The sequence below is a fragment of the Cerasicoccus frondis genome, assembly GCA_031296915.1.
Classification (GTDB): Bacteria; Verrucomicrobiota; Verrucomicrobiia; order Opitutales; family Cerasicoccaceae; genus Cerasicoccus; species Cerasicoccus frondis.
Genome location: JAVDPC010000035.1, coordinates 1 through 18,871, shown reverse-complemented (window position 1 = coordinate 18,871; position 18,871 = coordinate 1). Strand labels below are relative to the sequence as shown.

Genomic DNA, 18,871 nt, shown 5'->3' with positions numbered 1-18,871 from the left:
ATAATCAACAATGTTTCTTTGGAGTGCTGAAAGCACGGCCTCATGAAGCTACCCTTTCAGTGCTTAAAGGTTTGTTTGTGTCTTGATACCTAGAGCACTTTTCATCTAGATTGGCCGAGTCAGGTGGGGTAGAGATTGGATGCCGCGCAAGGCGGCTTTGATTGAGCGGGCTGGAAGCCCGTGATTGAAATGCCAACGCGGCGAACTTCCAATCTGGCCCCAAGCCCTAAACCGAGTGCTTTTCCGCGCCAGTGTTGTTGGCTTTTCGCTCACAGGCTTCCAGCCTGCGACGCTCAAGCCGCCTTGCTGGACACGAAAAATCACTGCGGCCTGATCGGCCAATCTAGATGAAAAGTGCTCTAGGGCTGCACTTCAGTCGCGCTGCGACTTACGTTGACCCTAGGCTAGAATGAGATCGCACCTTTGGTGCTTATCTTCAGTGACATATGATAATTCTACTCCTGGACGAATTGCTATTTTGAATGTCCGTTGGCTCTAGAGACGAATGCTGAGGCGTGGGAATTTGCGGGTATTTCGGCGGACAAAGCCTTACTTGGTGGCTTCGTGACAGAGCGCTTGATGACAGTTCAATAAAGTAAGATGTATCTGGCGACCAGCCATCTCCTAACGCTAACTTGAGAGCATTCTTTTCATTAAAGTAGCCGTATCAATCTTGCCCCGGGCGTTTGTGGGGATTTTTAGCAGGCGCTTGACGCGGATGCGGCCTTGGAGGTAGGGGAACGCAGTTTGTAAGTTGGCTAACGCAACATCGGCCAGGGTTTGCCCCTGGATGGCTACGAGTAGGCGGTCGTTGCGAACATCGTGGAGCGCCGTGGCGCAATCGATACCTGGAGTCGTCACAGCCACGTGCTCCAGAGCGGCAAGATCAATGCGTTTGCCGGCACATTTGACAATGCGATCGGCGCGCCCACACATTACGATGCTGCCATCTGCCAGGAACGATACTTTGTCATCCAAAGTAAACCGGGATCGACCACTTGCATCGATGCTTCGTCCGTAAGAACTAACTGCCGCCGATTGCACGCGGAGCAAGCCTCGTTGAGTGATGCTGAGCGATACGTTTTCCATCGGTTGGCCAATGGATTCGCCGGTGACGCCTGCTATGCCTGTGCGATCATAGGCAATGCCGCCACATTCACTGGCGCCGTAAAAATTATGAATGTAGAGCCCGTACTGTTCGCGGAATTTTTGAGCAAGTTTCGATGATAAGGGGGCTGCCGCTGAAATGCAGAGCCGAAGTTTGCCGAGGTCAATGTGCTCGAACTTCGTGAAGGCGTCGAAGACTGACGGGACGGATGGAAATACGGTGGCTCCAGACTCGGTTATTTCCTCTGCGATGACACGTGGCAGGGGCGTGCTGCCTATTGCCAGCGGAATGCCACTGGTCAACAACGGGACGACTAAGTTCCCCAGGGCATAGCTGTGGGCAAAGGGCAGTAGTGCGAAGTTCAGGTCATTCGCGCGCAAGCCCATGGTCGCAATGATGTTGTCTGCATCGGCGCAAAGTTCAGATTCGGTAAAGGGAATTGCTTTAGGGGTTCCGCTGCTGCCCGAGGTGACTTTCAGTAGCGCAACGTTGGACTTCCACTGACGTGGTTTATCGGAAACTGTTTGGAGCGATTTGCTTTGCAATGCAAAGCAACCCAGGTGTTGTGCGCTCCTCTGGGCATAGTCATGGGTCGCGCTGGCGTCGAATGGGATGACTACGGCGCCAAACCAACGCAGCGCAAGAAACGCCGCCAGCCAATCTGCGCTGTTGGGCAAGTGGAGCGCAACTCCCATCTGCTTTAAGCGGAGCCCTCGTAGTTGCTCATGATACTGCTTCGCGAGTAAGTTTAGCTCACGCCGTGTCCAGCGTTGCGCGCCGTGAATTACGACGAGCTCATCGGGGCCTTGTTCAACTAGTTGAGCCCAGCGTTGACAGATCTCGCGACTCATTTGGCCAGGATGGTCAGTTGGCCTGCCGCAAGTTGTATGGAGCCAGCGTGCAAGGCGCCGTTGAACATGAAGACGCCAAGCTCGCTGGCCGCGTCGAGGCTTGCCTTCACGGTCAGCAACTGCTCGGTGGGTAGGTGTTGGGCGTTCAGTTCCCAACGCGTGGATTTAATGAGACGTCCCCCACGAAAGCCTTGGTGGCGGTGGCAGTGCCCAATCAACGCCGCGCAGGCCTGGGCCACAATTTCCAATGACCACGCAGCGGGCACGCCATGCCCATTGGCGTCCAATGAGCCAGGCGATAATGTCGTTTCTCCGCAAACGTGATTCTGATCGAGCTGGGTGATATGGTCGATCAGCACCATGGGCGGCTCGTGCGGGATTAGTTCGCGAATATGGGGAATGGCTTCAGGCATCGTGCTTAACGTGTGATGTTTGCGCCGCATCTGGCAGGCTCAGGAGTTCTGCCATGAGCCAGGCAAAGAATACGGTTATCGCTACAATTTGGCCAAGCTGGGATATTGCAGGCATCGAGCAGAGTGACAAGATTAGGAAAGCGGTGAACGTTGTGGCGGCTGATATGCGAATTGAGGCAGGCGGTTCGTGCGTGGAGGCCGTAAACGCCCCATAGTCTAGCGCCAAGCAGAAGGCCAGAACGGCGCCAATCGCGGCGAGCAGACCGATTGACGTTGCGCCCAGTCCAGTGACGGCCAAGCCCAGTGTGACGGCCCAAACCGGAACCGCCATGGTCCGGAATGCTTTTTTGCGAAAGAAAATCATGACGCAGGCAACGATGCCCAGTAAGCCATAGACAGCGCTGCGTAGTATGCCTTGTCGAGCGTGCTCCAGCACAAGGTTAAGCGTTTTTTGTCGCGATAGTTCCCGCGTGAAAGCTGAAATACTCTGAGGAATTGTTTCGTCGTATGGAGCCTGAATCACTGCCGCCCAGTAGTCGCCATTGGTCATCAGTAGCGCCTGTAAAGGACCTTGTAGCTCAACTGCCAAATCCCGGTAGGCTTCCTCGATGCTGGTGGCGGACCCCCAATGGTCGGCTTCAGCCAGAGAGCCGAAAAACGGTCTGAATGATGCTGAGGTAAAGTCTTGTTCTTCGAGTTGAAGTTTTAAGGCGCTAGCGAAGGTTGAACTTTGCGATGCAAAGCTTGTGAGCGTCTCGGATGGACCAGTGGGCAAAATGATTTCGATGTCAATGGACGCTTCAACTGCGCGTAGCCGTTTTGCTAGCTCCACGGGGCTTTCCGCAAAGACATACCAGCGCTGCGCAACGTCTGCGTGGCTGATACTGTCGGCGAGTGCTCGGTATTGTTTAATGACTTCCGGCATCGGCGTTTGAAAGTCCGTAATGTCGTCATTAAATGGCTTGTGCTTGATCAGGATGAGCAGGCTGCTGAGCCAGAGCAAAGCGACAATAGGCGCCCAGTATTTGGCCCGAACGTTGGGCAGTGGTCTTTCGAGGACGGGCCATAAATGATAGGCGCCTGCGATTGGCTCCAGCCAAGGCAACAAGTAGCGCACCGCAAGTAGTGCGGCAATGAGACCACTCGGCGCCATGACCCCAACTTGCTTGAGCGCCGATATTGGCGATAGCAGCAGGAAAGAAAATCCAATACAGGTCGACAGACAACTGATGATCAGCGGCAGTCGCACGTTACGCCAGGCTTCCAGCAGATTGCCGTCGCCGCGTTTTGCTGCCAGATGGACGGCGTAATCGACAGCGAGCCCCAACACCACAGACGAAACGGCGAGCGCAATGACATGAATGTGCCCAAAAGCCAAGAGCCCCATCACAATGCACCACAACACTGCAATGGCCACAGGAACCGTCGTGAGCAGTAGGAAGCCTGTCCTTCGAGTGAATAGCAATAGTAGCGCCAGAATCGCTATAGCCATGATCGAGTTGAGCACGGACATTTCACGCTTAATCCGCGTGGCGCTTTCTGCAGCGATTTTGTAAACGCCGGTTGCCTCTTGTTGATAGTTGGGGAATTGCGCCTGCAATTGAACGCGTAGTGCTTCGAGCGATTCATTGATCGTGGCTTGGTTCTTTGCTGTTAATGGATCAATGGTCAACGGGATCCAGGCGATGAAACTGCCTTCTGCTTGTTGTGTCATCGCTGGAATTTTATCCAATGCGCTGGGTAAGAGCAGCAGCGGGTCGACTGGAATTTCGCTGGCGTAGGCCAAGCTTTCCGGCTGATCAAGAAACGTATTTAGACGCTGGACGGTATCCTCCGCCAACCAGGGAATGAAATTGTTTGGAGGTTGATTCAGCGCTGTAAATTGAGTCTGCCGCTCGGTGATCCATTCATCGGCAAAGAAGGTTTCGCGGTGGTTGAGAAGCACTTGCTTGAGCTCAGTGAATGCGGCGTTTTGGCCGATGATGTAAGGTTTGCTGAAGCCCGGTTGCTGCGCGGCCTTTCGAAATGCGCTTACCAATGACTCGGTTTCTGTTTCCGCCGACACCTTGAGCATGATGGGGTAGATCAGCCGCTCGTTTAGCATTTCGCGCACGGCGTGGCCGTCGGCGGAATCATGCTCCTGAGGGAGAAGCTCGAGGATATTGTCATTGATTGCGGCGCTCCAATCGACCGTTATCAGGTAAGCCAGCGGAGCGATCAAGAGACCGATAATCGCGAGCCATGGTGTGCGACGTGTGGGGCGGTTGGCGCTCATTACTCGGCAAAGGGCGCTGTCGCCAGATCTCCTTCGACCCAGTTTAAGTCGCCAAATTTATAGAGGCGGACGACTTGATTGCGCTGATGCACTTCCACAGTTTTGACGCGCTGGTCTTCGACCGTGACATCGATGTATTTTAACTCGCTGGCAATGGATTCGAGCGTGGGTGTCAGGCGTAGTCCGTGGTCTTCTACGGTGCTGGTCCAGTCTGCTTTCAAGCGCTCGATGTCGCCGCGTAGCAAATCACTGATCGCCCGCGCGTCGGCGTCGTTGCCGGGAAGCGGTTTGAGCGTGCCATCACCATCGTCGAACAGAATTTTATCGCCGCATATGACGAGCCGAATGTTCGCTGGTGACGGGTAAATAATCGCCAAATCGCCATTGGGGGCGCGATACATTTGGCCCTCAAAGCGCTTGGGAAAGCGACGAAAAGGAAAGGTCCGTTCTTCGGTGAACGCCAGTTGCGCCGTTTCGCTTTTATCCGGCCAGGTCAGCACGGCAACGTAATCGTCGAGCACATCGCCGTGAGCCGGTGGCAGCAGCGTGAGCAGCGCGACTAAGAGGAGGATTCCTCGGCGGCTAGCTGACGCCATTTGAGGCTGAGTTGGGCAACACGAAAACATCTAGGTATGAACGCTGCCAAAAGCCGGGCGTGCAGGCAAATCATTGTTAGGTTGTCGCGCAGATAGTGGAAATGGCTGACGCCGCCTTCTTCTTTCGCCACATAGCGGACTGCGGCGGTGCGCTTAATGGGACGAACACCCGCCCAAAACAGGCGCACTGCCGCCTCGGGGTCGAAGTCGTAGCGGCGGCCGGATGGTGTTTTAGCAAAGGCGTCGATCAGCGGTCTAATGGGAAAAATTCGAAAGCCGAAAAGCGGGTCAGCAATGCCGCCCCACAGCGTTTCGAGCTGCGTCAGCCCAATGCTCAATTGACGCCCAGCCAGCCGGATAAAGGGGGCGTCGGGACCGAAGTCGGGCTGCCCCATGATCGTGGCTTCCGGACATCGTTTCGACTCTTCCATGAAGTCCGCCACGCGGTCGGTCGGGTGCTGTCCATCGGCATCCATCAGCAGCAGATGAGTGAACCCGACGCGATGCGCCTCCTCCGCCGCCAAAAGGGCAGTCGCGCCTTTTCCTCGGTTTTCAGCAGAGACAAATACGCGGAGGCCGGGCCATTGGTCGGGTTCTTTTAAAAACTGCTCATGCGCGCCATCGGTAGAACCGTCGATGAAGAGCCAAACTGGCTGCCATACCGCAATAGCCTCGCGGATCGTGCGCTCCAGAATGCGCCCCGTGTTGTAGGAGGGGATCACGAGCACGTGGGTGGTCGATTCAGTCATGGGCGATCAGGGTGAGCTGCGCGTAAGGTCCGTCGGCATCTGAGACCTCAGCCTTCAAACCGAACTTGCCTGGCTGAATGGACAGCGTGACATCGCGCCCGGGGGCGAGCTCGCGCAGGAGCTTGAGCTGCTGGATGGTCCAGCCGTTGGCGGAGGGATTCACTTCGTTGGCGAGGTCGATTAGCCACTGGGTTTGCACGGCGGCCGGGACAATGGGATGCCCGGGGAAGTGCCCAGCGCAATGTCCGTTTTGTGTGGTTACTTTAAGCTGTTTGCTCGCTGTATCTGCCATGATGCGAAATCTTCGACGGAAAGTTCGTTGCGGTAAAATGACTCAACTCGCTCACAAAAGTGAACTGCTTTTTCGCCATCTTCGACGTGGAAAACCGGGCCCGGTGTGAAGGTGTATTCGAACGGCGTGGCGTAGCGCCGCAGCAGGCCGCCGCCTTTGCCTAGCAAACCACAGGAGTTACGGATGATGATTGTGTGCACCGGCACTTCGGCGCGTCGAGCGACGAGGGCGAAGCCGCCTTTGAAATCATTGAGCGGCGGCGCTTCGGTGCGCGTGCCCTCGGGGAAGACGAGGATCGTTTTCCCATGGGCTATAGCGTCTCCCATGGCGTGCAGCAGGTCCAGCCCTTCGTCATTGGCGATGAAGCCGTTTTCCTTGATCACGCCGCAAAAAAACGGGCTGCGTCGCAAGCTGGATTTGAAGACGCAGACCACGTCTTTTAATTCGGTCAGCAGAAACAACGCGTCGAGTAAACCTGTGTGGTTGGCGACGATGATGGCGGAACTGTTGGGCATCGATTCTCGGATGCCGTTAAAGCGCACCCGACCGACGCCACCGGCCTGAATGGCCGCGATGAATGTCTTGAGCAGCCAGACCATGATCTTGCGTGACCAGCGTTGCCGACGTTCGCTGGGGGGGAGTGGCTGCGTGATGAGGCACAGCACATTGTAGCTCAATGCGCCCACGCCAAAGAACGTCACCAGCCCCAGGTAGATCAGGTAGCGTCCGAGTGGGGCTTCTGTGCTTTTCGCCGACATGGGGGATTGCTGTCCGCTGACCAGATAGGATTCAACGGTAAAAAATTAAACCATTGGTAAGGCTGCTCCTGCAAGAGCGCTTCCAGCCAGTTGAGCACCTTCTGAAAATGCGCATGTGCGGCGGCTTGATCCTCGCGTCGATTACCCGATGGACGAAAGCATTCGCTGGCGTAGACTGCGAAATCATCGCGCGAATCATCTCGGGGCAGTGCAATGAAGAACTGCACCGGGCGTTCGTAAAGCTGGGCCAGTCGGTAAATGGTCACGGGAAAGGTTCGTTTTGCGCCAAGGAAATCGAAGCCCTCCGTTTTTGAGGCATACTCTACCCGGTCGCATTGCATGGCGATGGTCTTACCAGTTTCCAAGGCGTCCTTGACGGCAAACACGATCTCCGATGGATCGTTGACCCAGATGATTTCCACTGCGCCGCCAGACTTCGTGAGCAGGCGGTCAATGTCTTCTGAATTGCTGACTCGCTGGCGAATCATCGACACCTTGCGACCGACCTTTTGAATAGTGAAACCCATTAAGTCGGAAGCGCCTACATGAAAGGTGCCGACTAGTGCAGGCTCTTCTGCGTAGAGCAGGCTGCCGCGCTCACGGTTTACCTCGTCGGCCCAATCAATTTTCGTGCGGGTTGCTTCGGTGATTCGCAGCTTAGCCAGCAGGCTGTGAGTAAATTCGCCAAAGTGCTGGATGCCTTGTCTATGCCTGGCGGGGCGACCGAAAACGACGCTCAGGTATTCAAGGGAGGCGGCGCGCTGTGTGGGCATGAGGGCGTAAGCCACAGCACCGCCAATCGCGACGGCGGCGTTTCGAAGTGGGGTGGGCAAGTGGGTGTCCCACCAATGAATGGCGCGATAGCCCCAGCTTGGCCCTGGGTTCTTGGGTTCGTTTATCGCCATTGTAAGCGAATCAGACCACCATTGGATAAGGCAGTCGCCAGCGATTCACGCTTATCCAGGCGAACGGCAGCCTCGCGGATCGTGAGTGGCGGCGTGTCGCCAGCCTGTGGTTCCAGGGTTAGTTCGGCAACGGCGCTCTCTTCACTTGGGCAGATCTTTAGATAAAAACCGAACGAGTCGTCGGCGCCCAAGCCATGGGTAGCCGCCCAGGCAGTGAATTCCTCTCCACCCACGAGGTGGACGGTTTTGGCGGGGGAAATCATGGCGGTCAGCAGTGCGTCTCCCAGCAGATGCTCGCCGCCAACGATTGGCGTTAATTGGTTGGCCGCTTGACCACGAGCCACGTTGACGAGGTCGATTGGACCGGGTTGGATCGAGTTTTGGAAATGTAGCGGGCTCGGGTTGGGGAAGCTGTTCAGGTAGTTTTCCAAGCTGATTGATCCTCCAAACTCGGATGCAAATACCCATTCATCGGTTGGTTGAGGAGCTGCGCTTTGAGTCAATTCGCCCAGCAGGAGGGGGAGGGTGGTCAGGCGTCGGGCGGCGAGCGGTTTGAAGTTTTTGCGCAGCTTCTTGCGCGTCTCATCCGGAATTTCCTGGATAGGCGCGAAGGCGGAGACGACGGTGATGTAGCGCTTATTCACAGATTAAAAGGTGTCCGGCGTGGGCGCCGCCAAAGGCGCTGCTGAGTAAGACGACGCCATCAAAGTTCGTGAGGGAAAAGGCTTTAGCTTGGACATTGTCGCATATGAACGGTGCGCTGGCGCCGACTGTGCCAGGAGCCTGCTTTTGGCAAAATGACTGTTGTGCAATCGCGAGCTCGATTAAGCCACAGGAACCCAGTGTGTGGCCGAGTGAACCCTTCCACGACACGAGCGGCGCGCCAGGAAACGCTTTGGCGGCAGCGGCAGACTCTAACCGACCGGCTTCCAGTGTGCCGGTGCCGTGCCCCTTGATCCAGATGCGGCGGTCTGTGGCGGCTTCGGCGAGTGGCGTCATAACTGCGTCGAACCCCTTGCCGGATGGGTCGTTGCCGGTCATGTGATAAAACTCGGAGTGCGTGCTTGATGCAGCCAGCCGGAAGGCAGAGGGTTCACGACTGAGTACGGCGTAGCCCGCACCATCGCCTAGGCCGATAGAGCCCGTTTCACGGTTGGCGTAGGGCTGAGGAAAGTCGTTGTTGAGAATCTTAAGTGAGTGGAATCCACCCACGACAAAGTGGCTCAGGTAATCGAACGAGAAGACCAGCGCTTCGTCGGCCAGGTCATTGGCCAACAGGCGTTCGGCGTGGATTATGCCAAGTTGAGCCGACACGCAGGCATTGGAAATGATGGTTCGGTTGGAGCCCCAGCCAAGCTGTTCAGCAATCACGTTGGTTGCGGTGATGGCGGTCGCGCGGTCACGACAGGGGGCGCTGTTCTGCTGGTGAAAGGCGAGCATTTGATCGATGCCGAAGTTGCTGCTGGTGATGACAACAGGGTGGCGCGGGTCACCCCAGGGGCGATCAGTGACCTGGGCCAACAGGTCGAGGCTGGGCTCCAGCCAGCGTGGCGGTTCGTAGGCGCCAAGGTCGCCGGTTAGGGCAAGGGGCACGGCGTCATCAGAATCGGGCAGGGGGGGCGTGGCGCTTAGGGCGACTTGGCCGTTGACGAGGCTTTGCCAGGAAGCATGGGCGTTTCCGAGCGCCGTGCGGCAATCGCATGCCTGCAAGTAAACATCGGTTGGGGCAGCCATGGGGGCTAGGCGCTGGCGCCCAAGCGAGACTCGATGAAATTGGCGAGCGTGTTGATGCTCCCGAGGGCTTCGCGGGCTTCCTCACTGTTCTTGATCTTGATCTTGAACTCCTTCTCAATGCGCACCACGAGTTCTAATGCGTCGATTGAGTCAAGGCCAAGGCCGCTGTCCATGAGGGGTTCATCATCGGCCAGGTCTGCGGGTTCGACATCTTCCAGTTGGAGAGCGTCGATGATCAGGTTTTTTAATTGGTCTTTCAGGGCACTCATTCGTTCTGCGGTCAAGTTGTCGAGGCGTCTGTTTGAGTCAAGTCTGCATGCCGTCGGCCGAAGGTTACACGGAGACCGATGATGGTGACGAGCACCACGAATCCGCCCCATAGCGCGGTCTGTCCGTCTTGGGTGATGGCGCCATTGGCGGTGAGCGCGACGCCAATGAGGAAACAACCTTGAATGATCAGGGACAACGTTAGGTATTGGCCAAAGGGCACCGCCAGCACACCGAGCAGGTAATTTTGCACACTGTATGGGATGCCGGGGATCGCACGCACTAAGATGGTCAGACGCAGCGCGCTACGCTCATTCATCGAGAAAACAGCGGGCCAGCGCGGGGCGAATTTTGCTTGCAACGGCTCGCGCCAGATTGTCGCCAGAGCGTAGCTGGCGGACATATTCAGGGCGAGACAGACGAGGCCTATGGGGATGCTTTGCCACGGTGAAAAGATGGCTCCGGCGCAGACGTAGAACGCCGAAATGGGAAAACCGAGCATTGGCAGAAAAATCATGAGGGTGGCGAAAATCAGCAGAGTCCACGGATTGGCGGGGTCCAGCCAGTAGCGCCAGGAAGGGCCGGAGGGGAGCATGATCCAGGCAATGCCAGTCAGAAGCGCCCAACCGAGCGTCCATGCGATCCAACGGCGGTTGGCGCTGCGATTAGTTGACAACGCGTTTTTGCTCAATGAGATCGGCTAGGTCGTTCAGGTGCACGAGTTTGCCGAGCTCCTGATTGTTCATGGTAACGTCGAACAACTCCTCTACAGCAAACGCAATTTCGGCCAGCAACATGGAGTCGGCGCCAAGATCGTTGTGCAGATTAAGGCTGGCGGCGTGTTTGGCCAGCCATTCAGGGGTGAGGTCTTCGATGTGGTGCTCAAGCAGGCCAATGGACAGCGGCACAAGGCAACTGCGGTCACCCGTCGTCATGTAGTGGACAAAAGCGTCCTGAAACGCTGGGGTATAATGCCGGGCGCGTTGGCGCCAAATGGCTTCCTCTTCGGTGTGACGCTCGGTATCTGGGGCTTGCTTGGCGTTGGTGGTATTCACTTGCAGTTTATTACTAATATGAATGGTCGCTTCATTCGCAACTACAGACTTAGTCTTGAGACGTCATTGACAAATTTACATCTCCAGCGACGCTTTATCGCAATGGCTTATAAGCATGTGATCTGGGATTGGAATGGCACGCTGATGGACGACGGTTGGCTGTGCGTGGAAATAATGAACGGCTTCTTGACGCGTCGCGGGCGCACCGCGATCGGCATGGATTTCTACCGTGAGCATTTTCAGTTTCCAGTGAAGCGGTATTACGACACGCTGGCCTTCGATGAGGCGCTCGACCCGTTTAAGCAAATCAGTCATGAGTTCATCGACGCCTATGAGGCGCGCAAACGCGAATGCGGACTCTACCCGGACGCCATCGAAGTCCTCTCAAAGTGGCACGCCGCGGGCGTCGAACAAGTCGTCCTATCCGCTTACCGTCAGCCGCTTTTGATCGAGATCATCGAGTTCTACCAACTGACTCATTACTTCGACCGCTTGATCGGGCTCGATAATATTTACGCCGAGGGCAAAACGGGGAACGCCCAGTTGCATGCGGCTTCCATCCCCCATGCTCCCCATGAGCTGCTACTGATCGGCGACACCGTCCACGATTTCGAAGTCGCCGAAGCCATCGGTGCGGATTGCGTGCTGGTCGCGCACGGCCATAATTCGCCCGAACGGCTCCGGGCAACCGGCGCGACCGTGGTTGAATCTCTGGCCGAAGTCGCCACGCGCATCCCCGTCGAAAGGAACACGCACCATCAGCACTTTGAATTTCCAGACACTACGTAATCCGCAGTCGCTTACAGAATTTTACCTGGCTGCAGATCTTTCGCCTTGGGGTAAGCATCGCCCCATTTTTGGACCTGCTTGATGAAGGTCTCGACTTGCGGGTCGGCGGCGCCGGTGGCGTGGCCAGCTGATTCGTAAATGTGCCTCAGGTATTCAGGGGTGAGGCCGAGGCGCTCGTCTTTGCCGAGGCGGTCAAAGAGGTCGTTCTCTGAAATCTTGCAACTGCGCAGATCCATGGCTGTGGCCACTGCGTGCTCCTTGATGACCTCGTGCGCGGTTTCGCGGCCAATGCCTTTTTTGACGGCGGCCATGAGCACGGTGGTGGTCAAGAGGAAGGGCAGGTAACGGCGGTTTTCCTGTTCAATCATGCTGGGGTTGGCGCCCATGTTGTTGAGCACGGTCAACAAGGTTTCGAACATACCATCGATGGCGAAGAAGGCGTCCGGCAGCATCACGCGGCGAACCACGGAGCAGGATACATCGCCCTCGTTCCACTGGTCTCCCGAGAGGCCAGCGGCCATTTCCAGATAGCCACGAAGGATGACGTGAAAGCCGTTGACGCGTTCGCAGGAGCGGCTGTTCATCTTGTGCGGCATCGCAGAGGAGCCGACCTGGCCGGGGAGGAAGCCTTCGCCCGCCAGTTCGTGGCCCGCCATCAGGCGGAGCGTCTTGGCAAAGGACGATGGCCCGGCGCCCAGTTGGTAAAGCGCGCTGACGACCTCGAAGTCCATGCTGCGCGGGTAGACTTGGCCCACGTTGTCCAGGCTCCGGGGAATGCCGAGGTGCTTGACCACTTCGTCTTCCAGGCGGGACACTTGGCTGGCGTTCTGTTCAAACAGATTGAGCTGGTCGAGCTGCGTGCCAACGGCGCCCTTGAGCCCGCGTGCGGCGTATTGACGCATCGTTTGCTCGAGGTTTTGCATGGCTTGGAGCATGTCTTCGCCAAACATGGCCAAGCGCTTGCCGAAAGTGGTGGTCTGCGCAGCCACATTGTGCGTCCGGCCAGTGATGACGAGCCCCTTGTACTCCTCCGAGCGTCGGGCGAAGGCGAGGAGGACGGCGGTGGCCTTGGTCGCCACGAGCTCCAGTGAGCGCCAGATCTGCAACTGCTCGACATTCTCTGTGAGGTCGCGGCTCGTCATGCCCTTGTGGATGTGCTCCACGCCAGCTAGGTCATTAAATTCCTCAATGCGCGCCTTAACGTCGTGTTTGGTCACGGCCTCGCGCTCACGAATGGAGTCAGGGTTCACATTGTGCTTCGCCTTCTCGTAGGCGGCAATGGTATCGGCGGGAATGCTGAGGCCGAGTCCGCGCTGGGCCTTCATCACGGCAATCCAGAATTCACGCTCGAGGATAATGCGGCCTTCGGCGGACCAGATGTCCTGCATCGCGGGCGACGCGTAGCGGTCGGCTAAAATGTTGGGTACGGCTGAGCTCATTGCCCCAACGATTCACGGGTTCGGGCCCTAAATCAAATAATTTTGTCTTCGTTGGCGTTTTTTACACTCCTATGAGGAATTGGGCCTGTTTGCTTGGTGGAATTTGTGGGCTTCTGAATTTTATAAAACGTTCTGAATCAAAGCGGATAGGATTAGCCCTAAGCGGGAAGACCTTAGTTGTGCTGGAAGTCGGCTCTGGGTGAGTATGAAGTGTTTCAAGAGTCTGGCGCGCCTAAATCCATTGCAAATGCTTAGCAGAGTGAGGGCAGGGTGTCCGGGTCATCCACGTCCCAGTCGCCATTGGCAATGATTACGCCCTGGTTCTGGTTAATGCGGTCGAGGTCCATCACATAAGTCCAAGCGGTGCCGATGGATTCGCCGTCGTCCAGATAAACGCTGACTTCGACGCGTTGGTATTCGTTTTCCGAGGGACAGCGACCGGGCTCGTAATCTTCGAGCGTATCGAAGCCTTTCAATACGGCTTCATCGTGCAAGGTGAGCAGGTAGCCCTGGGCCCAGCCATCGCCTGGAGAGAGGGCTGGATAGCCCATGGGAAGGGCATATAAATTGCCCTTAACCTTCGCCTTGAGCATCTGTGAGATGCGGCCTTCACAGAAGCGATGCCAATAGTAACCGCCTGGCTTGAGTGTGCCATAAACGAAGACTTTCGGTTGTGCTTTGTTTCCCATTCCCTGCAAAAGCATCTGTCAATTTCTAGGTTATATAGCTCATTGAGTCAATCGATATTTTCTTCAGTGAGACTCTCGTGGAACACCCATAATTATGGCATATCTTCCTGAATTTGCGATTATTCTTTTTCGGCATCTTTATAATCCTCCGTTTTCGCGTGCAATAGCACGATGTGTTGTAGGGCGCGTTCCTTTGATTTTCCGACTCCAAGTGGAATCAGTGTGATGGCGGCCTGACTGTTGACCACCGCTTCCTCATTGTAGGAAAACATCAGCGCGCCGCCATCGGGAATCATGCTCGTGGCAACGATTGAACTATGGCCCCGGTCGTGGTCCCCGGCCAAGGATGGCGAGCCCTGTGTAAGCTTGAGCTCGATTTCGTCGCCCATTGATCGCGGTGTCACGAAGAGATAGCGCCCAAACGAAATCGGCGGTTTGCCCGATGGCTGACGCACGGGAGGCGTTCGGATGGATATTTGAGCAGGCAAATTGTTTTTGGTGACCACGCGCTGTTGGCCGCCGAGCTTCGCTTGTTCACTCTGGACGAGCAACGGCAGGATGAGTTCGTAATCATTCGCACTCAAACCATTGCGTCCAGTAATGCCCAACTGAGTCAGGAAGGCGGTCTCCACATCCAGCGTGGTGACTTCGACCACGATGTTGGGCTCGGCGCGGTCAAGCTGGTTGATGATCGTGTGCAAATTCTCCTTCATTTCGGCCGGGTAGGAGACGATCAGGCTGTTCGTACGCGGGTCGGCGGTGACGCGGGATTCCGGACCGAGGGCGCTGGCAATAACAGGCACAAGTGATTCGGCATCGCGGTTTTGCAGCTCAAAGACCTCCATTTTCTGGAGTCCAAAGAGCTGGCTGGCGCACAACAGCGCCAGCCAAATAAGGGATATACGGCGCACGTTTTTTTCATAGCAAGAAATATGACAATTGCGAGGCTCAGTTATTCACAGTGGGAAATGGCTCCGTTTCGGGCGGATTGATCGGTGTTGCAGGACTCGCATTGCGGCATAAAGCCGCTCCCACATTGGCACTTTGTAGGAGCGGCTTTATGCCGCGATGCCGACAGCCGAATCTTGACCCGGCGGTGATAAGCCTTCATCCTGCGCGGCTTTCTCGAATCTAATGAACCGCGTGCACATCAAAACCTACGGGTGCCAAATGAACGAGCGTGACTCCGATGCAGTCGCGTCGATGCTGCGTGGACGCGGTTATAGCATCGTGGCGGACGAGGCCGACGCCGACATCGTGCTGCTCAACACCTGTTCCGTGCGCGAGCTCGCCGAGCAAAAGGCCCTCGGCAAAGCCGGCCATCTGCGCAAACGCCGCAAGAAGAACCCGAATTTCATGATCGGCATCATGGGCTGCATGGCCCAAAATCGCGGCGAGAACGTCCTCGACCGCCTGCCAGATCTCGACCTACTCGTGGGCACGCAAAAGTTCCACGCCGTCCCCGACCACCTCGATGCGCTCATCGCGACGCGTCAGGGGCAGGGGCCGCGCCCGAACACCATTATCGACCTCGACGCCGAGGAAGGCAGCCAAAACACCATTCGCACCCACAGCAGCGAACGCCAGGTCAGCGCCTTCGTGAGCATCATGCAGGGCTGCAACATGAAGTGCAGCTACTGCATCGTCCCAAAGACCCGCGGCGAAGAGCGCGCCCGACCGATGGACCACATCGTCGCCGAGATCGAAGAGCTCGCCGCCAACGGCACGAAGGAGGTCACCTTGCTCGGCCAGATCGTCAACCAATACGGCGTGCGCGAGTTCCCCTTTGTCGACGGCAAGAGCCCGTTTGTCCAGTTGCTGGAGCGCGTCAACGCGATCGACGGCATTGAGCGCATTCGCTTCACCAGCCCGCACCCGGTCGGCTTCCGCGAAGACCTGATCAACTGCTACGGCCGTCTGGAAAAGCTCTGCGAATACATCCACTTCCCGCTGCAAAGCGGCAGCGACCGCATCCTCAAAGCGATGCGCCGCCCCTACACCGTGGAGCGCTTCAAGCGCATCATCACCGCGCTGCGCGAACGCTGCCCGGACATGTGCATTTCCACGGACGTCATCGTCGGCTTCCCCGGCGAGACGGAGGAAGACTTCGAACTCACCCGCCAGGCCTTTGCGGACGTCCGCTTCGACATGGCCTACATCTTCAAATATAGCGTCCGCCCCGGCACGACCGCCGAGCCGCTGGGCGACCCGATCAGCGACGAGGTCAAGGCGCAGCGCAACCAGCTTCTGCTCGATCAACTCGGCGAATACTCCCTGGCGCGCAACGAATCGATGATCGGCACGGTGCAGGAAATCCTGATCGAAGGCCCGGCCAAGCGCGGCGAAAACATGTTCGTCGGCCGGAACCTCGGCTACCGCAAAATCATCGTCCCCGCGAGCGAGCGTCTGGTCGGCGAGCTGGTCAAAGTCAAGGTCACCGAAGCCAGCGCCACGACCGTCATCGGCGAGCTGCTGCTCGAAGGCGTGGAAGCGGGCGTGTAGAGCACTCATTTAACCGTACTCCTGACGGGCAAGACTGTCTGTAGTAAGCGTTGCTATGAAGCAGCCACTTTAGTCTGGCTCTGGTTATTATTCTTATCGTTGCTCAGTAAATCTGTCACCAATGCTGACCAGCACGCTTTCGTAATTATGATCGCTAGAATTGAGAACAATAAAGTTCCTCCTATTCCGATGCCGATCACCGTTCCCTTTTCTTCATTTGTCAGCTCATTGCTCATTGAGCTTATCGATTCATAAGCATTGAGTCCGAATGCGATTGGAAAGAAGCAAATAAGCACAATCAGAAGCAGCAGCGCTGGCTTCGCGACAGCATGAGACAGAAATTTTGTAATGAATGTTTTCATTGCTATGCATGAAGCCTTGTTAGGTATCCGCGCTAACCCAGCAGCGACTGCATTTGTTCAAGATGACTGCCGAGCGCTTACTCGTCAAGGCTGCACGGTGATGCAGACTAGTTATTCATGTCAAATCCAACTGACAAACGCGTTCGAGTCCAGATCTCCGAAACAACCGCCATCAATGCGCTGTTGCTCGAAGGCGTGGAAGTGGGTGTGTAGGGACACCAGGCTCCACCTTTTAGAATAGTTTCTGGCCGTTCTTCAGTGCTAGAAGAGGTCGCTGTGGGTGCCGGTCCGCTCAAGGCGAAGTTCATCCTCGGTGAGTTGGTAGATGAGGACCCAGTCGGGCTCGATATGGCAGTCCCGCCTGCCTTCCAATTGCCGATCAGCGGATGATCTTTTGCGGCCTCGGGTAACGGTTCGCCAGCGACGAGCAACTGCACGATTTGACTCAGCTTGTCGGGATCTTTGCCTCTCTTGATCTGCTTTTTGATGTCCTTCTTGAACTGCGCAGTTTGCGATAGCTTCATTCCTTGGTCCAGCTAGCCGTCAAATCATCCAGCGAGTCGAAGGACTCGACCTCTTCATTCCGATCGCTTTTGTCCAGGGTTTCCGCTGTCAGCGCATTGGGCACTCGAAGTTCGACGGGGAACTCGCCACGCAGCGCAATCTGACGATACAGCAAGCGAACCGTATCGGTCGGGGTCATCCCGAGATGCCTCAGGATAGCTTCAGATTTCGCCTTTGTTTCGCTATCGAGGCGTGCGTGAACGGTGGCTGTTTGACTCATGCAATTGATGTAGCGCGTTTGCAACACGCGTCAACTGTTTGTTTTGAGGGCTGAAGTCTGGCATGTCGCTCTGCATATTCATTATTTACTACTAGCAGGATTGTCTTTAGGATCTACTTTCATCGAGTTAATGATCTCCATTACTTCTGGTCGTCTTTTAAATTTTCCTATCGAAACGAATGTGAACTTTTCGCGTTCCAGAATGGAAGAGATATCTAATAATCTGCTCAAAAACAGGTAGTGTTTGTAACTCTCGGATTCAAGATCTTTTATCTTGTCTATGAATGCTTGAGCGATCTCTTCTTCAGTCGAAGAAATCTCAACTTCATCTTTACTGATAGTCCGGATCGCAACGGCAAGGTCATGATTGAAAAAAGTATTTGCCCCATCAACGAATGCGATAACACTTTGTAGTAATTTCCATGGAATATCATCTCCAACGAGTTGTCGTAATCGATGTGTTGCTGTGATATTCAAATTTGAATGGTCGACGGGCAAAAATCCAGAAAGTCGCTTTTGATCAAATCCTACCCTGATATCTCGAAACTGTTTAATGAGTGAGATTGCCAGCACCCAGTTATATCTATACACGCTAAGCGTTTGTTCGATGTGGGCAATGGTCAGATCTAGTCCTTCATCCAAATATCTCTTTCGGACAATTTCATGCTCACGCTGGATTAAATAGTGACGATATCCGAGTGCTGCGGTCACTAATGGAATCATAATGGCAAGGCATGCGGTCAAGAATTCTTGCGATAATTTAAGGTTCATGTTTTAATTGTTGACTTTCTTTTGCCGAGCATTCGCTAACTGCTTGGAACATTATTATCTATTTAGATTGTGTAGGGGTGAATTTGTGTCAAGGGGTTGAGGTGATTATTTATATTCATTATTCATATTGAAGTTTGAATGAATTCTTAATGACAGCCAGTTGTTGTTAAAGTATCGAAAGCACGCCCATCTCTCGCACCAAGACACGCCCCTATGTCAGAGTAAACCCAGTGCTTGTATTTACCGAAGCCTTGGCGACGCTCCGTAGAAGTGTCGGGTCGCGCAGTCGGCGATACTTCGGCCACTCCGGGGGTGCCTGATCGCTCGGCTTTCATACAGAAATCATGTCCGAAAAACCGCGCGATGGCAAGGCGTGATGCAGATAAAGCGGCAGATTGTGTCGTAAACAGTCAATAAGGCTGCGCTCGACTCTAGAGCACTTTTCATCTAAATTGGCCGATTCAGGTGGGGTAGAGATTGGATGCAGCGCAAGGCGGCTTTGATTGAGCGGGCTGTAAGCCCGTGATTGAAA

The 18,871-nt window shown here is 55.5% G+C and carries 22 protein-coding genes and 1 pseudogene; 2 read left to right on the top strand and 21 right to left on the bottom strand.

The features are described from left to right. Positions 1 to 630 precede the first annotated feature (630 nt). Genes RBB63_RS20415 through RBB63_RS20355 form a run of 13 tightly spaced genes read right to left on the bottom strand, consistent with a single transcriptional unit; the run spans position 631 to position 11,003 of the window. Positions 631 to 1,959, bottom strand: coding sequence for a class I adenylate-forming enzyme family protein (locus tag RBB63_RS20415; RefSeq protein WP_309387043.1), 1,329 nt, complete (start codon positions 1,957 to 1,959; stop codon positions 631 to 633). Then, positions 1,956 to 2,372, bottom strand: a complete 417-nt coding sequence (locus RBB63_RS20410) for an ApeP family dehydratase (protein WP_309387042.1) — start codon at positions 2,370 to 2,372, stop codon at positions 1,956 to 1,958. The genes RBB63_RS20415 and RBB63_RS20410 overlap by 4 nt, the downstream gene beginning before the upstream one ends. Beyond that, positions 2,365 to 4,647, bottom strand: a complete 2,283-nt coding sequence (locus RBB63_RS20405) for an MMPL family transporter (RefSeq protein WP_309387041.1) — start codon at positions 4,645 to 4,647, stop codon at positions 2,365 to 2,367. Before RBB63_RS20405 ends, RBB63_RS20410 begins: the two co-directional genes overlap by 8 nt. Continuing rightward, a complete protein-coding gene (locus RBB63_RS20400; RefSeq protein ID WP_309387040.1) occupies positions 4,647 to 5,243 on the bottom strand; it encodes a LolA-like protein in 597 nt (198 codons plus the stop codon). The genes RBB63_RS20405 and RBB63_RS20400 overlap by 1 nt, the downstream gene beginning before the upstream one ends. Next, the gene (locus RBB63_RS20395) at positions 5,207 to 5,992 is read right to left on the bottom strand and encodes a glycosyltransferase (RefSeq protein WP_309387039.1); all 786 of its coding nucleotides are present in this window, start codon (positions 5,990 to 5,992) and stop codon (positions 5,207 to 5,209) included. The genes RBB63_RS20400 and RBB63_RS20395 overlap by 37 nt, the downstream gene beginning before the upstream one ends. Beyond that, positions 5,985 to 6,284, bottom strand: coding sequence for an ApeI family dehydratase (locus RBB63_RS20390; protein ID WP_309387038.1), 300 nt, complete (start codon positions 6,282 to 6,284; stop codon positions 5,985 to 5,987). Before RBB63_RS20390 ends, RBB63_RS20395 begins: the two co-directional genes overlap by 8 nt. After that, entirely contained in the window at positions 6,251 to 7,042 is a 792-nt protein-coding gene (locus tag RBB63_RS20385) for a lysophospholipid acyltransferase family protein (protein ID WP_309387037.1), read from the bottom strand. Before RBB63_RS20385 ends, RBB63_RS20390 begins: the two co-directional genes overlap by 34 nt. Continuing rightward, positions 7,000 to 7,947, bottom strand: a complete 948-nt coding sequence (locus RBB63_RS20380) for an LpxL/LpxP family acyltransferase (RefSeq protein ID WP_309387036.1) — start codon at positions 7,945 to 7,947, stop codon at positions 7,000 to 7,002. The genes RBB63_RS20385 and RBB63_RS20380 overlap by 43 nt, the downstream gene beginning before the upstream one ends. After that, positions 7,938 to 8,591: a hypothetical protein gene (locus tag RBB63_RS20375; protein WP_309387035.1), complete on the bottom strand. Its 654-nt coding sequence runs from the start codon at positions 8,589 to 8,591 to the stop codon at positions 7,938 to 7,940. Before RBB63_RS20375 ends, RBB63_RS20380 begins: the two co-directional genes overlap by 10 nt. After that, entirely contained in the window at positions 8,584 to 9,681 is a 1,098-nt protein-coding gene (locus RBB63_RS20370) for a beta-ketoacyl-[acyl-carrier-protein] synthase family protein (protein ID WP_309387034.1), read from the bottom strand. Before RBB63_RS20370 ends, RBB63_RS20375 begins: the two co-directional genes overlap by 8 nt. 5 nt (positions 9,682 to 9,686) lie before the next feature. Then, complete coding sequence (locus RBB63_RS20365) at positions 9,687 to 9,950, bottom strand: phosphopantetheine-binding protein (RefSeq protein WP_309387033.1); 264 nt, start codon at positions 9,948 to 9,950, stop codon at positions 9,687 to 9,689. 11 nt (positions 9,951 to 9,961) lie between these two features. Continuing rightward, the gene (locus RBB63_RS20360) at positions 9,962 to 10,624 is read right to left on the bottom strand and encodes a TVP38/TMEM64 family protein (RefSeq protein WP_309387031.1); all 663 of its coding nucleotides are present in this window, start codon (positions 10,622 to 10,624) and stop codon (positions 9,962 to 9,964) included. Then, on the bottom strand, positions 10,614 to 11,003 hold the full coding sequence (locus RBB63_RS20355; RefSeq protein WP_309387029.1) for an acyl carrier protein: 390 nt from the start codon (positions 11,001 to 11,003) through the stop codon (positions 10,614 to 10,616). The genes RBB63_RS20360 and RBB63_RS20355 overlap by 11 nt, the downstream gene beginning before the upstream one ends. Positions 11,004 to 11,105: 102 nt before the next feature. Here RBB63_RS20355 and RBB63_RS20350 point away from each other — a divergent pair, with 102 nt between their 5' ends. Further along, positions 11,106 to 11,792 (top strand): HAD family hydrolase, encoded by a 687-nt coding sequence (locus RBB63_RS20350; protein WP_309387027.1) that lies wholly within the window; start codon positions 11,106 to 11,108, stop codon positions 11,790 to 11,792. An 11-nt stretch (positions 11,793 to 11,803) separates the two neighbouring features. Here RBB63_RS20350 and purB read toward each other — a convergent pair whose 3' ends face one another. From purB to RBB63_RS20335, 3 genes are all read right to left on the bottom strand, one after another. Next, positions 11,804 to 13,231, bottom strand: a complete 1,428-nt coding sequence (gene purB, locus RBB63_RS20345; RefSeq protein ID WP_309387026.1) for an adenylosuccinate lyase — start codon at positions 13,229 to 13,231, stop codon at positions 11,804 to 11,806. A 251-nt stretch (positions 13,232 to 13,482) separates the two neighbouring features. Then, positions 13,483 to 13,920, bottom strand: a complete 438-nt coding sequence (locus RBB63_RS20340) for a gamma-glutamylcyclotransferase family protein (RefSeq protein ID WP_309387025.1) — start codon at positions 13,918 to 13,920, stop codon at positions 13,483 to 13,485. A gap of 119 nt (positions 13,921 to 14,039) precedes the next feature. Continuing rightward, a complete protein-coding gene (locus RBB63_RS20335) occupies positions 14,040 to 14,831 on the bottom strand; it encodes a secretin N-terminal domain-containing protein (RefSeq protein WP_309387024.1) in 792 nt (263 codons plus the stop codon). Positions 14,832 to 15,054: 223 nt separating this feature from the next. Between RBB63_RS20335 and miaB the strand changes: the two genes are divergently transcribed. Beyond that, positions 15,055 to 16,422 carry a tRNA (N6-isopentenyl adenosine(37)-C2)-methylthiotransferase MiaB gene (gene miaB / locus RBB63_RS20330; protein WP_309387022.1) on the top strand — a complete coding sequence of 456 codons (1,368 nt, stop codon included), beginning with the start codon at positions 15,055 to 15,057 and terminating at the stop codon, positions 16,420 to 16,422. A gap of 53 nt (positions 16,423 to 16,475) precedes the next feature. On the opposite strand, the gene RBB63_RS20325 is transcribed toward miaB, so the two are convergent. The 5 genes and pseudogenes from RBB63_RS20325 to RBB63_RS20305 all read right to left on the bottom strand — a co-directional run. Beyond that, positions 16,476 to 16,784, bottom strand: a complete 309-nt coding sequence (locus RBB63_RS20325; protein WP_309387020.1) for a hypothetical protein — start codon at positions 16,782 to 16,784, stop codon at positions 16,476 to 16,478. A 261-nt stretch (positions 16,785 to 17,045) separates the two neighbouring features. Further along, positions 17,046 to 17,308: pseudogene (locus RBB63_RS20320) on the bottom strand (type II toxin-antitoxin system YafQ family toxin). Then, on the bottom strand, positions 17,305 to 17,568 hold the full coding sequence (locus RBB63_RS20315) for a type II toxin-antitoxin system RelB/DinJ family antitoxin (RefSeq protein WP_309387018.1): 264 nt from the start codon (positions 17,566 to 17,568) through the stop codon (positions 17,305 to 17,307). Before RBB63_RS20315 ends, RBB63_RS20320 begins: the two are co-directional and overlap by 4 nt. An 81-nt stretch (positions 17,569 to 17,649) precedes the next feature. Beyond that, entirely contained in the window at positions 17,650 to 18,339 is a 690-nt protein-coding gene (locus tag RBB63_RS20310) for a hypothetical protein (RefSeq protein ID WP_309387017.1), read from the bottom strand. 331 nt (positions 18,340 to 18,670) lie between these two features. Next, on the bottom strand, positions 18,671 to 18,871 hold a 201-nt coding region (locus RBB63_RS20305), incomplete at its 5' end, for a hypothetical protein (protein WP_309387015.1).

What these genes read in the sequence shown, in the direction of transcription:
- miaB (WP_309387022.1), top strand. Translation starts at nt 15,055, where the DNA reads ATGAACCGCGTGCACATCAAAACCTACGGGTGCCAAATGAACGAGCGT.
- RBB63_RS20410 (WP_309387042.1), bottom strand. Translation starts at nt 2,372, where the DNA reads ATGCCTGAAGCCATTCCCCATATTCGCGAACTAATCCCGCACGAGCCG.
- RBB63_RS20310 (WP_309387017.1), bottom strand. Translation starts at nt 18,339, where the DNA reads ATGAACCTTAAATTATCGCAAGAATTCTTGACCGCATGCCTTGCCATT.
- RBB63_RS20350 (WP_309387027.1), top strand. Translation starts at nt 11,106, where the DNA reads ATGGCTTATAAGCATGTGATCTGGGATTGGAATGGCACGCTGATGGAC.
- RBB63_RS20365 (WP_309387033.1), bottom strand. Translation starts at nt 9,950, where the DNA reads ATGAGTGCCCTGAAAGACCAATTAAAAAACCTGATCATCGACGCTCTC.
- RBB63_RS20325 (WP_309387020.1), bottom strand. Translation starts at nt 16,784, where the DNA reads ATGAAAACATTCATTACAAAATTTCTGTCTCATGCTGTCGCGAAGCCA.
- RBB63_RS20390 (WP_309387038.1), bottom strand. Translation starts at nt 6,284, where the DNA reads ATGGCAGATACAGCGAGCAAACAGCTTAAAGTAACCACACAAAACGGA.
- RBB63_RS20370 (WP_309387034.1), bottom strand. Translation starts at nt 9,681, where the DNA reads ATGGCTGCCCCAACCGATGTTTACTTGCAGGCATGCGATTGCCGCACG.
- RBB63_RS20385 (WP_309387037.1), bottom strand. Translation starts at nt 7,042, where the DNA reads ATGTCGGCGAAAAGCACAGAAGCCCCACTCGGACGCTACCTGATCTAC.
- RBB63_RS20380 (WP_309387036.1), bottom strand. Translation starts at nt 7,947, where the DNA reads ATGGCGATAAACGAACCCAAGAACCCAGGGCCAAGCTGGGGCTATCGC.
- RBB63_RS20315 (WP_309387018.1), bottom strand. Translation starts at nt 17,568, where the DNA reads ATGAGTCAAACAGCCACCGTTCACGCACGCCTCGATAGCGAAACAAAG.
- RBB63_RS20400 (WP_309387040.1), bottom strand. Translation starts at nt 5,243, where the DNA reads ATGGCGTCAGCTAGCCGCCGAGGAATCCTCCTCTTAGTCGCGCTGCTC.
- RBB63_RS20340 (WP_309387025.1), bottom strand. Translation starts at nt 13,920, where the DNA reads ATGGGAAACAAAGCACAACCGAAAGTCTTCGTTTATGGCACACTCAAG.
- RBB63_RS20395 (WP_309387039.1), bottom strand. Translation starts at nt 5,992, where the DNA reads ATGACTGAATCGACCACCCACGTGCTCGTGATCCCCTCCTACAACACG.
- RBB63_RS20405 (WP_309387041.1), bottom strand. Translation starts at nt 4,647, where the DNA reads ATGAGCGCCAACCGCCCCACACGTCGCACACCATGGCTCGCGATTATC.
- RBB63_RS20415 (WP_309387043.1), bottom strand. Translation starts at nt 1,959, where the DNA reads ATGAGTCGCGAGATCTGTCAACGCTGGGCTCAACTAGTTGAACAAGGC.
- purB (WP_309387026.1), bottom strand. Translation starts at nt 13,231, where the DNA reads ATGAGCTCAGCCGTACCCAACATTTTAGCCGACCGCTACGCGTCGCCC.